At 63.2% G+C, this 13,781-nt stretch carries 11 protein-coding genes, 1 tRNA gene and 6 pseudogenes; all 18 read left to right on the forward strand.

Annotated features, from left to right (window positions below; translation table 11 throughout):
• Positions 1-132: 132 nt before the first annotated feature.
• Positions 133-718 (forward strand): annotated as a pseudogene (locus OC159_RS18605) (DDE-type integrase/transposase/recombinase); the annotation flags it as partial.
• A gap of 11 nt (positions 719-729) precedes the next feature.
• Positions 730-897: pseudogene (locus OC159_RS18610) on the forward strand (IS21 family transposase); the annotation flags it as partial.
• Between the two features lie 5 nt (positions 898-902).
• Entirely contained in the window at positions 903-1,154 is a 252-nt protein-coding gene (locus OC159_RS18615; RefSeq protein ID WP_322626749.1) for a hypothetical protein, read from the forward strand.
• Between the two features lie 967 nt (positions 1,155-2,121).
• On the forward strand, positions 2,122-4,998 hold the full coding sequence (locus tag OC159_RS18620; protein WP_265502704.1) for a monovalent cation/H+ antiporter subunit A: 2,877 nt from the start codon (positions 2,122-2,124) through the stop codon (positions 4,996-4,998).
• Positions 4,998-5,345 (forward strand): Na+/H+ antiporter subunit C, encoded by a 348-nt coding sequence (locus tag OC159_RS18625; RefSeq protein WP_265502705.1) that lies wholly within the window; start codon positions 4,998-5,000, stop codon positions 5,343-5,345. The genes OC159_RS18620 and OC159_RS18625 overlap by 1 nt, the downstream gene beginning before the upstream one ends.
• Complete coding sequence (locus OC159_RS18630) at positions 5,342-6,976, forward strand: monovalent cation/H+ antiporter subunit D (protein ID WP_265502707.1); 1,635 nt, start codon at positions 5,342-5,344, stop codon at positions 6,974-6,976. The genes OC159_RS18625 and OC159_RS18630 overlap by 4 nt, the downstream gene beginning before the upstream one ends.
• Complete coding sequence (locus OC159_RS18635; protein ID WP_265502708.1) at positions 6,973-7,461, forward strand: Na+/H+ antiporter subunit E; 489 nt, start codon at positions 6,973-6,975, stop codon at positions 7,459-7,461. The genes OC159_RS18630 and OC159_RS18635 overlap by 4 nt, the downstream gene beginning before the upstream one ends.
• Complete coding sequence (locus OC159_RS18640; RefSeq protein WP_265502709.1) at positions 7,458-7,739, forward strand: K+/H+ antiporter subunit F; 282 nt, start codon at positions 7,458-7,460, stop codon at positions 7,737-7,739. Before OC159_RS18635 ends, OC159_RS18640 begins: the two co-directional genes overlap by 4 nt.
• Positions 7,736-8,140, forward strand: coding sequence for a monovalent cation/H(+) antiporter subunit G (gene mnhG, locus OC159_RS18645; protein ID WP_265502711.1), 405 nt, complete (start codon positions 7,736-7,738; stop codon positions 8,138-8,140). Before OC159_RS18640 ends, mnhG begins: the two co-directional genes overlap by 4 nt.
• A 316-nt stretch (positions 8,141-8,456) precedes the next feature.
• A complete protein-coding gene (locus OC159_RS18650) occupies positions 8,457-8,738 on the forward strand; it encodes a hypothetical protein (RefSeq protein WP_265502712.1) in 282 nt (93 codons plus the stop codon).
• Between the two features lie 28 nt (positions 8,739-8,766).
• Complete coding sequence (locus tag OC159_RS18655) at positions 8,767-8,949, forward strand: TerC family protein (protein WP_265502713.1); 183 nt, start codon at positions 8,767-8,769, stop codon at positions 8,947-8,949.
• 17 nt (positions 8,950-8,966) lie between these two features.
• Positions 8,967-9,203, forward strand: coding sequence for a TerC family protein (locus OC159_RS18660; protein WP_265502715.1), 237 nt, complete (start codon positions 8,967-8,969; stop codon positions 9,201-9,203).
• A gap of 242 nt (positions 9,204-9,445) precedes the next feature.
• A pseudogene (locus OC159_RS20265) lies at positions 9,446-9,649 on the forward strand (CNNM domain-containing protein); the annotation flags it as partial.
• Positions 9,650-9,976: 327 nt separating this feature from the next.
• Positions 9,977-10,673, forward strand: a pseudogene (locus OC159_RS18670) (integrase core domain-containing protein); the annotation flags it as partial.
• Between the two features lie 188 nt (positions 10,674-10,861).
• Positions 10,862-10,937: transfer RNA gene (locus OC159_RS18675), tRNA-Phe, on the forward strand.
• A 508-nt stretch (positions 10,938-11,445) separates the two neighbouring features.
• Entirely contained in the window at positions 11,446-11,790 is a 345-nt protein-coding gene (tnpB, locus tag OC159_RS18680) for an IS66 family insertion sequence element accessory protein TnpB (RefSeq protein ID WP_265502716.1), read from the forward strand.
• Between the two features lie 159 nt (positions 11,791-11,949).
• Positions 11,950-12,897, forward strand: a pseudogene (gene tnpC / locus OC159_RS18685) (IS66 family transposase); the annotation flags it as partial.
• Between the two features lie 759 nt (positions 12,898-13,656).
• Positions 13,657-13,781: pseudogene (locus OC159_RS18690) on the forward strand (IS256 family transposase); the annotation flags it as partial.

The raw sequence follows: 13,781 nt of genomic DNA on the forward strand, positions 1-13,781 counted from the left end.
CATCCGTCCACACTCGGAGCGACCTCGACCACGTTGCCCTGCGGCTCAACGGCCACGCACAACGCTTGGCTTCCAGACGCCGGCTGATACCTTCGAACGAGCCGTTGCGCTGACCGGTTGAACCCACTGCACCGCGTATTTCGCCAGGGGTGCAAAGTAAGATACGCGTTCCTGGCTGGGCATCGTGGCCAGTCTCCCGTGCGGGCGACGTACCGGTGCCTGCGCATCCAGCCGAGCGGGCTCCATGCTTGGCTGCAGGCGCCGACGAGCAAGCGCGCAGAGGAGGATAGGCGCCAGACTGAGCTGCTGCGGAAGGCTTGAACCGAAAGCGGCAAGGTTTACGGCTATCGCAAGCTGCATGATGACCTGCTGGAGCAGGTGACAGCACCTGCCCGAACCAGGACGCAGCTTGCGGGGATCAAGGCGCAGATCGGCTACAAGCGTCGTCCGGGCAGCTGTGGCAGCAAGCTTCTATGGTGGTCGACAACACCCTCGGCCGGCAGTTCGATGTCGAGGCGCTGGACAGGGTCCGGGTGCCGACATCACCTACATTCGCACGCATCAGGGCTTTGCCTGCCTTGCGGCGGTCATCAATCTTTATTCTCGGCGCGTGATCGGCTGGTCGATGCAAAACAGGCAGACGACAGATGTCGTCCTGCAGGCTTTGCTCATGGCAGTCGGGCGGCGCAAGCCGAAGAACAAGGTGCTGATCCACTCGGCTGGCACGGGTTCCGGGTCCTTGGTGGCGTGCCTGCGCGGGGCATTCATGCCAACATGAAGACGGCAGTGGATCGTGTCGGTCGTGACAGGGGATGGCAAAGCAACATCCGCATTCTCGCCATGATGAACCACTATGTCTTTGAACCCGAGTTCTGCAATCGGACGGCGAGGTGGGAGGCCCGATGCTGGTCGGCCAGACGCTGCGCCTGTCCAGCTTCGGCATCATGTTGCCATTGGCCTTCTGGGGCCTCGTGTGGGGCATCCCCAAAACGTTCCTGGCCGTGGCGATCATGGTCGCGTTGATGATCGTCTGCGCGCAGATCCCATGGCTGCGCCGGGTCGCGATCATGCTGTCGCGGGAGGGCCTGTCCGACGAAGGCACTGATGGAGTGACACCTGCCACGGAAGTTTCCCGGACGTCTCCGCGATCCTGAACCGCTGGAGGTATAGCCCTTGTCTGCGGAGGGCGCAGCGGGCACAAAAGCAGTGATGGAATCCGGTGTTCTTGCCCTCCTAAGACTTCTGCGCATCTCGATCGTCCTGATCGGGCTGATGCAGCTCGGGGTGGTATCAACTTCTTCGACGCCTGATCATTCCGGACCATCCGTCCAAGCTTTCAAGCAGGCCTCGACACCCCTTCTACAGGCAGCGCGCCCGAGCCAGCTGGGGATCCTGACTGGGGGCGGCGCGTCCTCCCTCGCGCCCCTGAAGACCGGCACCGTTGCTCTTTTCTGGTCTCTCCCCGTTCCGCCACCCGCCCCTCCGGCACCGTCTATGAACGCGCGTAGATTGTCCTTTGACCTGCAGGGAACAGGCGTTCCAGATGTCACGCAATGGAGAGCACGAGCGCGCGCTCCCCCCGACAACGTCATCTTATGATGAGGTCTTTTGCCTCGGCCGCTTGGTCCCGAGGCGATGGTAGTGTCGGCAGAGCGCCAGCCTGCCCGAGTTGAGCAGTCGTACGACTTCCGACTTGCCGAGACATTCTGCCACAAGCTCCGGCAGGGTCGTTCTGTCGCTGCCTGGACACGTGGGAACTGGAAAATGACATCACCAGAGATCAAGACGCTCATCATCGGGATGGTTGCAGCAACCATGCTTTCCGCCGGATTGAAAGGCTGAGGCATGAGCGCAGATGAACAAGCGCCATTGTCACCAGACAAGAGGTTCGATTGCCTGGCCTGCGGGGCTAAGATGGCTTTCGGCCGGGCCCGCTGCGACAGCTGCGGCGAGGAAGCACCGATCTACAACCGAAATGCCTTGTGGCCGTTGTTTTACGTATCGGTTGGCGCGGTGGTCCTTGCGCTTGTTGCATGGCTGGTGAATGGCTCAAGCGCCGCCTGCCGCAGCTGCGGCAGGAACCACAGACATAGCTGAAAGGAACGCGTCCCAATGGAGCCGATGGCAGGCGTTGCCCTGCAGAACCAGCTACTGCTCCTCGCCGTGCTGCCCTTCGCGGCGGCGTTGCTGGTGGCAACGCTGCCGCAGCGCGCGTCGGCGCTCGTGGCGGGGCTTTCGATGGCGCTGGCGCTGATGCTGCTGGCTGCATTGGCGCCGGCCGTTGCCGACGGAGCGGTGCTGCGGGTCGAGCTGGACTGGGTCCCGTCGGCCGGGCTCGGACTGCCACTGCGGCTGGATGGCTTCGCCTGGCTTTTCGCCACGCTTGTCTCGGCGATCGGGCTGCTGGTCGTCATCTACGCCAGCGGCTACATGGCCGGCAAGGACGGGCTTCCCCGGTTTTTCGCGCTGCTTCTGGGCTTCACGGGCGCGATGCAGGGCATCCTTCTTTCAGGCAACATCTTGATGCTGGTCGTATTCTGGGAGCTGACGTCGCTCTTCTCGTTCCTGCTGATCGGTTTTTGGCACAAGGGCGCCGCGGCGCGGGATGGAGCGCGGACGGCGCTGCTGGTGACGGCCGGTGGCGGGCTCTGCCTGCTGCTGGGGATGCTCATCGTCGGGCAGATTGTGGGCAGCTACGGTCTGGATGCGGTGCTGGCCGCCGGCCCGCAGATCATTGGGCATCCGCTCTATGGGCTGGCCCTGACATTGGTCTTGATCGGCGCGTTCACCAAGTCGGCACAGTTCCCGTTCCATTTCTGGCTGCCGGGCGCGATGTCGGCGCCGACGCCGGTCTCGGCCTTTCTGCACAGCGCGACGATGGTCAAGGCGGGGGTGTTCCTGCTGATCCGCTTTTCGCCCGCTCTGGGTGGGACCGAGGCATGGTTCCTGGCCGTCACCGGCACCGGCATGGCGACCATGCTGATCGGCGGCCTGATTGCGATTTTCCGCCATGACCTCAAGGGGCTTCTTGCCTATTCCACGATCAGCCACTTGGGATTGATCACGGCGCTGGCAGGGATCGGCAGTCCGGGCGCGATTCTGGCGGCGATCTTCCACATCGTGAACCACGCGATGTTCAAGGCCGCCTTGTTCATGACGGCTGGCGCGGTGGACCAGCAGACCGGAACGCGTGATATCCGCCGCCTTGGCGGGCTGAGGCGCACCATGCCGCTGACCGCAGGGCTCGCGATCGTCGCTTCGGCTGCCATGGCCGGAGTGCCGCTGCTGAACGGTTTTTTGTCCAAGGAGATGTTCCTCGCCGAGGCCGCGTCTTGGCACAACGGCACCGTCATGGACGACGCACTGCCGTATCTGGCGGTGGTCGGCAGCGTCTTCTCGGTCGCCTACTCCGTCCGGCTGGTCATCACGGTGTTCTTCGGGCCCCCATCAAAAAAGCTGCCGAAAGCACCGTCAGAGCCGGGCTGGGCGATGTCCCTGCCGGTTGCGGTGCTGGCGGCAGGATGCCTCGCGGTCGGGCTGGTCCCAATGCTGGCCGTGGGCACTTTCGTCAACGGTGCAGGGCTTTCGGTGATAGGCCCGGACTTCACACCCGCCACGATCGCCATCTGGCATGGCTTCAACGAGGCCCTGATGCTGAGCGTCGTCGCCTTTGTCGTCGGCATCGCGCTGTGGCTGTCCTTGCGGGCGCAGATTCCCCTTGGCCCAGAGGGCCCGGCGCTGTTGCACCGGCTGCGCGGACAGACCGTCTTTGACCGCGTGATGCTGAAGCTGGGCTGGGTCTATCCGCGGCGCCTGATGTCCTGGATCTCGACCGAGCGGCTTCAGCCCCAACTGCGCCTGCTGGTCGTCGCGGCGGCCTTGGCCGCGGGGGCCGCCGCTTGGGGTGCCTTCGCCTTTGCCGAGGTCCGTCGTCTCAACGACTTCAGTGCCGGCTTCGCGCTGATGTGGCTGGTCGGGGCGGGCTGCGCCATCGGCGCGGCCGCGCAGGCGAAGTATCACCGCTTCGCCGCCTTGGTCATGTTGGGTGGTGCGGGACTGGTGACCTGCCTGACCTTCGCCTGGCTCTCGGCGCCAGACCTTGCGGTGACGCAACTGCTGGTCGAGGTCGTCACGACAGCCCTTCTGCTGCTGGGCCTGCGCTGGCTGCCGCAGCGCCGCGCCGCAATCCAGGGCGACAACAGCGCGCAAGCCCGGAGGCGCCGGGCGCAGGACTTGGTCATCGCGGTCGTCGGGGGCACGGGAATCGCAACCGTCGCCTATGCAATGATGACACGGCCTCTGGTGCGCAATGTCGGTGACTGGTTCCTGGCGAATGCCTATTACGAGGGCGGGGGCACCAATGTCGTCAACGTCATCCTGGTCGATTTCCGGGCCTTTGACACCTTTGGCGAGATCGCGGTCCTGGCCGTCGTCGCGCTGACCGTCTACTCGCTGCTGCGCCGCTTCCGTCCGGCCCCCGAAAGCATCAAGCAGCCAGATCAGCAAAGCCAGACCAACAGCCGGATGCTGGATGACTACCTCATGGTCCCGTCGGTCATCATGATCTGGATGTTCCCGGTCCTGATGATGATCGCCGCCTATTTCTTCTTTCGCGGCCACGATCTTCCGGGCGGTGGCTTTGCCGCAGGCGTCACCATGGCCATCGCCTTCCTGCTGCAATACCTCGCCACCAACGTCCGTTGGGTCGAGGCGCGGCTGACTGTGCTACCGACCCGTTGGATCGGCATCGGGCTTCTGATTGCGGTCGCGACCGGGATGGCCTCCTGGATCTTCGGCTATCCGTTCCTGACGGCCTATGCGCAATACGTGACGCTGCCGCTGATCGGCGACGTGCCCGCGGCAACCGCCTTGGTCTTCGACCTGGGCGTGTTCGCGCTGGTCATGGGCGCCACAGTCCTCATGCTGATCGCCATCGCCCACCAGTCTCTGCGGGCCGCCCGCCTGCGGGAACATGACGATCCTGAGGAGACCCGTTGATGGAACTGACCCTGTCTTTCGCCATCGGCGTGCTGACCGCTTCGGGGATATGGCTGCTGCTGCGGCCACGCAGCTTCCAGGTCATCATTGGGCTCTGCCTTCTGTCCTATGCCGTGAACCTCTTTATCTTCTCGATGGGCCGGCTGACGCTCGGCGCCCCGGCCATCATGCCGAAGGGCGGCTTCATCGACCCGACGCGATATGCCGACCCGGTGCCGCAGGCCCTGGTCCTGACGGCCATCGTCATCAGCTTCGCCACAACAGCATTGTTTCTGGTGGTGATGATCGCCGCGCGCGGCTTCACCGGCACCGACCATGTCGACGGAAAGGAGCGCGAGCCGCAATGATCCAGCATCTCATCATCGCGCCGATCCTGATCCCGTTCATCGCCGGTGCCCTGATGCTGCTCTATGACGACCGGCAGAGGGCGGCGAAATTCTGGCTGAGCCTCGTCTCGGGTGGACTCTTGCTTCTGGTCGCGATCCGCTTGTTGATCGAGGCCAAGGCGGCCGGCAGCGGCGGCATCGGCTTCTACCTTCTGGGAAACTGGGCGGCGCCGATGGCGATCGTGCTGGTCATCGACCACCTCTCGGCGATGATGCTGGTCCTGACAGCAACCCTGGGGCTTGCCTCGCTGATCTATGCGCGGGCGGTCTGGCACCGTCAGGGGCAGCATTACTTCTCGCTTTTCCAGTTCCTGCTGATGGGGCTGAACGGCGCCTTCCTGACCGGCGACCTGTTCAACCTCTTCGTCTTCTTCGAGGTGCTGCTGGCCGCCTCCTACGGGCTGATGCTGCACGGCTCGGGTCAGGCGCGGGTGCGGGCGGGCCTGCATTACATTGCGGTAAACCTGGCCGCATCGCTGCTGTTCCTTCTGGGTGTCAGCCTGATCTACGGCGTCAGCGGGACGCTGAACATGGCTCATCTGGCGAACCTGGTGCCGCAGATCCCCGAGGCAGAGCAGCCGCTGCTGAAGATGGGCTTTGCGCTTCTGGGAATCGCCTTCCTGATCAAGGCTGGCGCCTGGCCTTTGTCCTTCTGGCTGCCGAACGCCTATATGAGCGCGGCGGCACCGGTGGGGGCTGTCTTTGCGATCCTGACCAAGGTCGGCGTCTACGCGATCCTGCGCCTTTCGATGCTGCTTTTTGCCGAGGATGCGACCACCATGGCCGGGTGGGGCGCACAGGTGCTGATCCTGCTGGGCCTCGCCAGCATCACCTTCGCACTTTTCGGCACATTGGCCTCGCAGAGCCTTGGCCGCATCGCGGCCTATGCAGTCATACTGTCGTCGGGGACCGTGCTAGCTGTCATCGGGTTCGCACTGGCTGGTGGCGGCGGCTGGATGCTGACTGCTGCACTTTACTACATGATCGGCTCGACCCTGGCGACGGGGGCATTGTTCCTGTTGGTTGAACCAATGAGCCGAGACGATGGTGGCATCGCAGCGATGCTTGCTCTGACCGCCGAAATCTACGGCACGGGAAAGGACGACAATGTCGGTGCCGAGACGCCGGACGGGCCGGCCATGCCGGCGGGACTGACCTTGCTGAGCGTCTGCTTCGGCATCTGCGTCCTCGTTCTCTCCGGCCTCCCCCCACTGCCGGGGTTCATTGGCAAGTTGGGGATGATCCAGGCCGCGTTGGCCAACGCCGTGGCCGCCACCTTCCTGATCTGGAGCTTCATCGCCTTGCTGCTTCTGTCAGGCTTTGTCACGATCATCGCCCTCGCGCGGATCGGGATCCAGACCTTCTGGGGCAGCGATGAGACCGCCTCTCCCGTGATGGCCCTTGAGGTGGCGCCTGCACTGGTCCTGATTGCTCTTCTGGGCGTGATGAGCATCAAGTCCGAAGCTGTGCTGAGATATACTGGCAACACGGTGGAGGCGCTGGAAGACAGGTCTCGGTATGCCTATGGAGTTTTCAGTGCCAGTCGCACAACGGCGCCCATTTTGCCCGGCGCCGGGGAGGCACAGCCATGATCGGACGCCTGCTGCCACATCCTCTCCTCGTTCTCGTCCTCGCCGGCATGTGGATGGTGCTGACACGCTTTTCGCTCGGCAACCTGCTGCTTGGGATGGGGATCGCCATCTTCGCGGGCTGGGCGATGCACGCGCTGCAGCCAGAACGTGTGCCGATGCGCAGCCTCAGGGTGATGCCGCGATTGGTCGGGACGCTCTTTGTCGACATCATCCGCTCGAACGTCATGGTGGCCCGGCTTTTGCTGACCGAGGGCCGCGGTCGGCGAACATCGGCTTTCCTTCTCATCCCGGTCAAGCTTCGCAGCCCAACAGGTCTGGCCGTTCTGGCGATCATCCTGACCGCAACTCCCGGAACAGCTTGGGTGGAGTATGTCTCCGAGACGGGCACACTTGTTCTGCACGTCTTCCATGGCGCCGAATCCGCACACTACCTCCACGTCGTGAACAACGTCTACGGTCCCATGCTGCAGGAGATCTTCGAATGAGCCACACGATCCTGCTCTGGTCGCTGACCTACGCCCAGCTGGCACTGGCGCTGGCCGCATGCCTGGCCGGCATCCGGATCGTCCGAGGGCCGCGCGCGCAAGACCGCGTGCTGGCGCTCGACACCCTCTACATCGCGGTAATGCTCTTGTTTCTGGTAACGGGGATGAGGCTTGGCTCCATCTTTCTCTTCGAGGCAGCGATGGTGATCGCGGTGATGGGCTTTGTCGCCTCGATCGCGCTGGCCAAGTTTCTCTTCCGCGGGGAGGTCATAGAATGAGCGGCGTCGAAACTGTTCCGATGTGGCTCAGCATCCCTATCGCGTTGTTCGTGATCGTCGGATCGACCCTCACGCTCATTGGTGCCTGGGGCTTCCTGCGCCTGAGCAGCTTTTACGACCGCCTGCACGCGCCGACGCTGGCGACGAGCTGGGGCACGGGCGGCGTCGCGCTTGCTTCCGCACTTCTTGCAAGCTGGGTGCAGGACCGCCCGATCGTGCACGAACTGGTCATCTGTTTTGCGGTCACTGCCACGGTCCCCGTGACGCTTATGCTTCTGGCTCGCGCCTCACTGCACCGCGACCGGATGGAGAATGCAGCTCACGTGCCCCCCGAACTGCTTCTGACGCGCCCGAGGCCGGAAAAGCCTTCCGAGGTGGCACCCTCGTCTTCTGAGAAGTGATGCTGCGGGTAGGAGCTGCCTTCCGGCACCTTGTTTGTGCTTGAGGCACTGCCAAGGTTACTTTTCTCCAGCATCTACGAAAGCATGAGAACGAGAGGAGGTGCTGAATGGGCGTCTCGCTTCATTGCTGACGTCTTCGGACCTCAGGACGGCCGTTGCGTATCAGCCGAAGTTCCCGGGCCTGGCAAAGGCCGCCGAACGCCCGCGCAGAATTCCGGGCGGGGGGCTAGAACAAGGTTCCGGCTCTTCCGACCTCCCTCCGGCGGCACGGGCCCCTCTGGCGCAAGCAGTTGCGCAATGTCGGGTTGCATCGAGCTTGCGCGGTGTGTCGGCGGCTCAAACCCCACGCCCGACGCGGTATCAACTTCGCCAGGGCATTGTGGATCTGTTATCCCTTCTCTTTCTGGGCAAGCCGCTGTGGATGTGGCTGCTGTTCCTGTCGCTTGTGGTCGCATCTCTGGTTCTCGACCTCGGCGTCCTGAACAAGGACGATCATGAGATCGGCATCGCGAAAGCCTCAAGCTGTCGGCCATGGATCTCGCCTTTTCCGGCTTCATCCACTGGCAGATCGGAGCCGAAGCGACGGCACAATACCTGACCGCTTCGTCGTTGAAGGGACGCTGGCGATGGACAACATCTTCGTCATCGCGCTGACCTTCAGCTTTTTCACCATCCCGCGCCGGTATCAGCACCGCGTGCTGTTCCGGGGCATCCTGGGCGTTATCCTGCTACGCGGCATCATGATCGGCTTCGGCGCGACCATCGTGCAGCATTATCACTGGGTGCTGTATCTGTTCGGGCGTTCCTGATCTTCACCGGGATCAAGATGCTGTTCGCGGATGATCCGCTGCATGACGCGTCCGACAACAAGCTGCTCTCCCGTCTGCGGCGTCGGATGCGGGTGAAGGACCAGTTGCATGGTCATGCCTTCACCATGCGGCAGTCAGGTCATTGGACTGGCAAGCTGGTGCGCTATGCGACGCCGTTGCTGCTGGCCCTGATCGTGACCGAGATCGCGGATTTGATTTTCGCTGTCGATCTGGTGCCAGCGGTCTTTATATGACTTCTTCCTGAGCTTGCAGCAGGGGCCACTACAACTGCCCAACGACACCATCGTGCCTGCGGCTGCCCATAGTGCGCCGACGGCCATCGTATTCCAGGGCTGGATGGAAGAATTCTCTGGGCGTGCGGCTGGCTGGGGCTCTGGCCGAGATGGCTTCAGCAGAGCCTGGGGATCGGTGTCGTGGTCGTGGCCTTCACCTATCCGTCCCTGATCTTCGGTGAACCGGTTCCCAGCAGATTGCGCTGCGATCCCCCGAGGCCGCGGCGGGCCGGATCGCGCCACTCGTAAACCTGATCGCCATCGTCGCCGCGCCCGTCGTTTGGTTGCCGGACCGGTCGGGTAAGCTCGTGCTGTCCCTGCTCGGCCAGTCCGGCGCCGCAGATCGCAGCGTGACCGATGACGAGGTTCGCCTGGTCATCGCCGAAGCGCGAATCGCTGGCGTGCTCGAGAAGGCAGAGAGCAAAATGGTTGCCAGCGTCATGCACATTGCGGATCGGCCAGCGCGGGGACTGATGGTCCCGCGGCACGAGGTCGACACGGTCCAGCTGTCAGATGCGCCCGACACCGTCATCCACCGCCTTCGCGAAACGGGTCATTCAAGGCTGCCCGATCAGGATGGAGATCCCGAAGGTATCGTCGGCGTCTTCCGATCGAGAAACCTGCTCAATCTCGCGGCAGATGAGGCGCCCGATGAACTCAAGTCACGGCTGATCGTGGCGCCGGTGGTCCGCGAGAGGAGGAGTGCACTGGATGTGGTGGAGATCCTGCACCGTTCTGCCGTCACCATTGAGAAGCTGCTCAACGACAACGGCCTGGGCACCAGGATCGAGCGCTGGCTGGCTCTGGAGGAGGCCTATGCCGGCCGCGCCATCGACATCCCGCCCGAGCGGGCTGCCTTTCCGGAGAAATCGAACCCCTGCTTCCGCGAGCGGCATGTGGTGACGCGCCGGGCGAACTCTTGTCAGCCGAGACCTTCCTTGCCGGCAACCTGAAGGGCGTAGGAAAGGTCTACCTGCATGCGGTGGCCGCCACCTGCGGCTCCTGTGCCTTCGCTTGTCTCGCACGTCTCCAAGCACCCGGCGGCGGCTGTCCTGCACGATGACATGCTGCCCTTCTGCGCCGACCTGGGCCTGCCGGTGCAAGCCGTGCCGACCGACAACGGCCGGGAATTCTGCGGGGCCGAGAACCACCCCTACGAGCTCCACCTCGACCTCAACGGCATCGAGCATCGTCGCACAAAAGTCCGGATGGCGAAAACCAACGGTTCCGTCGAGCGACTGAACGGCACCACCCTGGAAGATTTCTTCCGCATCAAGATGCACGAGACGTTCCACGACAGCATTGAGGCCCTGCAGGCCGAGCTCGAGGCCCGGCTCATCCACTGCAACCCAGAAAGGCCACATCTCGGCTATCGCAACATGGGCCGCAGACCGGTCGATAACCGTCATGTCATTCGTCAGCCAAAGAGGGTTAAGAAGACACGCGACGCGCGCCATCAGCCAAGAGCGCCAATGCCGCGGAGCGGCTTCGTCTTCGCCTGCTCGGCAGACCAACACGCTTTGCGTACACCCTCTTGGAAAATGCCGTTTAGGTCTGGACACTCGGTCGGCTGCTGCGTAAATACACCTCACCCACGCTGGATCGGCGAAGGTTCCGGGGCCCGGATAGCTCAGTTGGTAGAGCAGCGGATTGAAAATCCGCGTGTCGGCGGTTCAAATCCGTCTCCGGGCACCACTTTTTCTTGAAAGAAACATTAAGTTAATGAATACCCTCTGGGACACCTGTTCATGCGCTCAATGGGCGGGGACACTTCGGGGACACCGGCACACTGGGGACCCGCTTGCAGAGTTCTTAGACATAACCAACTGATCGGTCTTGAAGGCCTAACACGCAGCGAGCACCTTAAAAAAAAAGTCGTTGACGTTTTCACCCGACCGAATCAATATCTCGGTACGACCTACACGCTGATCATACGCTCTGTATTCTGACCCGCCCCTCGGCGGCATGGAACGTGCGTATCGATAATCAGCTCGGAAGATAGCGCCCTTGCTGATTGGCTATCATCAAAAGAAAGGTCTCAGCCTATGTCGTGGAATCCTCACGCAGCCGCCGCTCTCGAAGCGTTTCCCAACATCTTTGCGTCGCCCGAACATTACGCGTCCGGCATCTTTTTTGCCGACCCCGTGACTGGACAGCATTTGCTCTACGCGGCGGACTTTTTGCATGCCGGCGTGCATAACATGTGCATCCCCCCATCACGATCACCGGCGCCCGCGAAGTCGGAGGCACTCTCGAGCTGACCATCCGCTTGGCTGCACTGGTGTCGTCGGTGCTGCGCAAGGATCCGTTCACTGGCACGGTGTTCGTGTTCCGCTCGCGCCGGGCTGACAGGCTGAAACTGCTTCACTGGGACGGCACGGGTTTGGTGATGGCCTGCAAGCGGCTGGAGGATGCGCGCTTTGCCTGGCCCGCCATCAGGGACGGGATCATGGCGCTGAACCATGCCCCGTTCGAGGCGCTGTTTGCCGGGCTCGACTGGCGCAAGGTCAAGGCTCTGGAAACCCGCCCGCCTGCTGCGGCAGAATGAATCAGCCGCTTGATTTTTCATGTTTTTGCCGGAGATCCTTGGTAAAATCAGGGCATGCCCGTAGCCTCTGTCCTCGACCTTCCCATCATTCCCGACGCGCAGCGCGCGGCGGTTCAGGCGTGGCTGGAAGAGGTGGCGGCCCTCAAGGATATCACCAGACGCCAGGATCATCTGATCGCCGAGTTGAACCATGCACTGCATGGCAAGCGGTCGGAAAAGCTGTCTGAGGATGAGCGGCAACTGAGCTTCGAGGACCTGTCCTTCGCGCTGGCCGAGGTCGAGGCGGCGAAGGAAAAGCGGGCCGCCAAAGCGGGCGACGGGACGACCAAGCCTGCGCCGAAGCGCACCATCGGCAACCTGCCGGCTGCACTGCCGCGCATCGAGGAGGTCATCGAGCCCGCCAGCCTGATCTGCCCCTGCGGCTGCGGCGTCGCCAGTGTCGCTCGGACCAATGGCGCGACACTGGCGACGCCACAGGATCGGCGAAGACCGCACGGAGCGGCTGGATATCGTGCCTGCGCAGCTGCGCGTCATCGTCACCGTGCGCCCGAAATATGCCTGCCGGTCCTGCACCGACGGCGTCACTCAGGCCCCGGCACCGTCCCGCCTGATCACGGGCGGGCTGCCGACCGAGGCGACGCTCGCCCATGTGCTGGTGAGCAAATATGCAGATCACCTGCCGTTATATAGACAGAGCCAGATCCTGGCGCGGGCGGGTCTTGATCTGCACCGCGCCGTTCTGGCCGATTGGGTGGGCAAGGCCGCGTTCCATCTGAAGCCGGTGGTGGACCGGCTGGCCGAGCATCACAAACGGTCCGGCAAGCTGTCATGGACGAAACGACGGCCCCGGTGCTGGACCCGGGGCGTGGGACGACAAAGACCGGATATCTCTGGGCGCTGGCTCGCGATGACCGACCCCGGGGCGGCGAGGATCCGCCCGGCGTGTCTACTTCTACGCCTCCCGGCCGCGCGGGCGAGAATGCCGAGACCTTCCTGACCGGCTTCGATGGCATTCTGCAGATCGATGGCTATCAGGGCTACAACCGGTTGGCGAAACCCTCGCGCAAGGGCGGTGCGCCCGTTCGCGTCGCACATTGCTGGGCGCATGTCCTTCTCTCCGCCTCGAAGATAGGCGGACGATTGCCCGGACCGGCGTGCTGCAGTACTATACCAACCCCGACATGATGCACCTTCCAGCCGCGTTTGCCTGGTCAGGCGGGGCTTTGTCGATCCGCCAGCCAGTTAAGCGACGAGCAGCGGGGCCATCCCGGTGGAATGACCTACAGTTCCGGCCTCAGCCGTCGGGATCAGGTTCGCGAGGCCTTGGCGCGCGATCTAGAGGCTGCCCGCTACCACGCCGATCGCGCTTTCCGGCAATACGATGCCGCCGATCCTGCGAACTGGCTTGTGGCCGGGGAGTTGGAGACGCGATGGAACCGTGCCCTTACGCAAGCTGCAGCGATTGAGACGAGGATTGCGGAGCATGATGCCGCCGCCCCAGGATCATCCTCCCTGGCCGCGGTCGATTTAACCAGAATTGGCACGGACCTTCGGGCAGTTTGGTCGGCGCCGACAACGGATGCTCGGTTCAAGAAGCGGATTGTCCGCACCGTCATCCAGGAGGTGGTTGCCGATCTCGATGAAACAGCCTCCGAAATAGTTCAGCTGGTCCACTGGATTTGCGGTGCGCATACAGAGCTTCGCCTGCCGAAACGGCGCAGAGGACAGCGCAACAGCACCGTTTGCGAGATCATCGCCGCGGTGCGCCAACTGGTGCTTATTGCTTCCGACGATCTGATTGCCGGCATCCTCAACCGAAACGGCCTGCTGACAGGACACGGCAACCGCTGGACACGCGAGCGGGTCGAGAGCGCGGTCAGCAAGGATGTGGTCAGCCGGGCCTGGCGCAAGGTGAAGGTCGACCGGGACGCCTGGTCTGCCCGCGACTTGGCCGGTGAAGAGATCGTCCGGCTCATCCTCGACGGCACCGT

Origin of the sequence: Paracoccus beibuensis (assembly GCF_026162625.1) — a bacterium.
GTDB classification, from domain to species: Bacteria; Pseudomonadota; Alphaproteobacteria; order Rhodobacterales; family Rhodobacteraceae; genus Paracoccus; species Paracoccus beibuensis.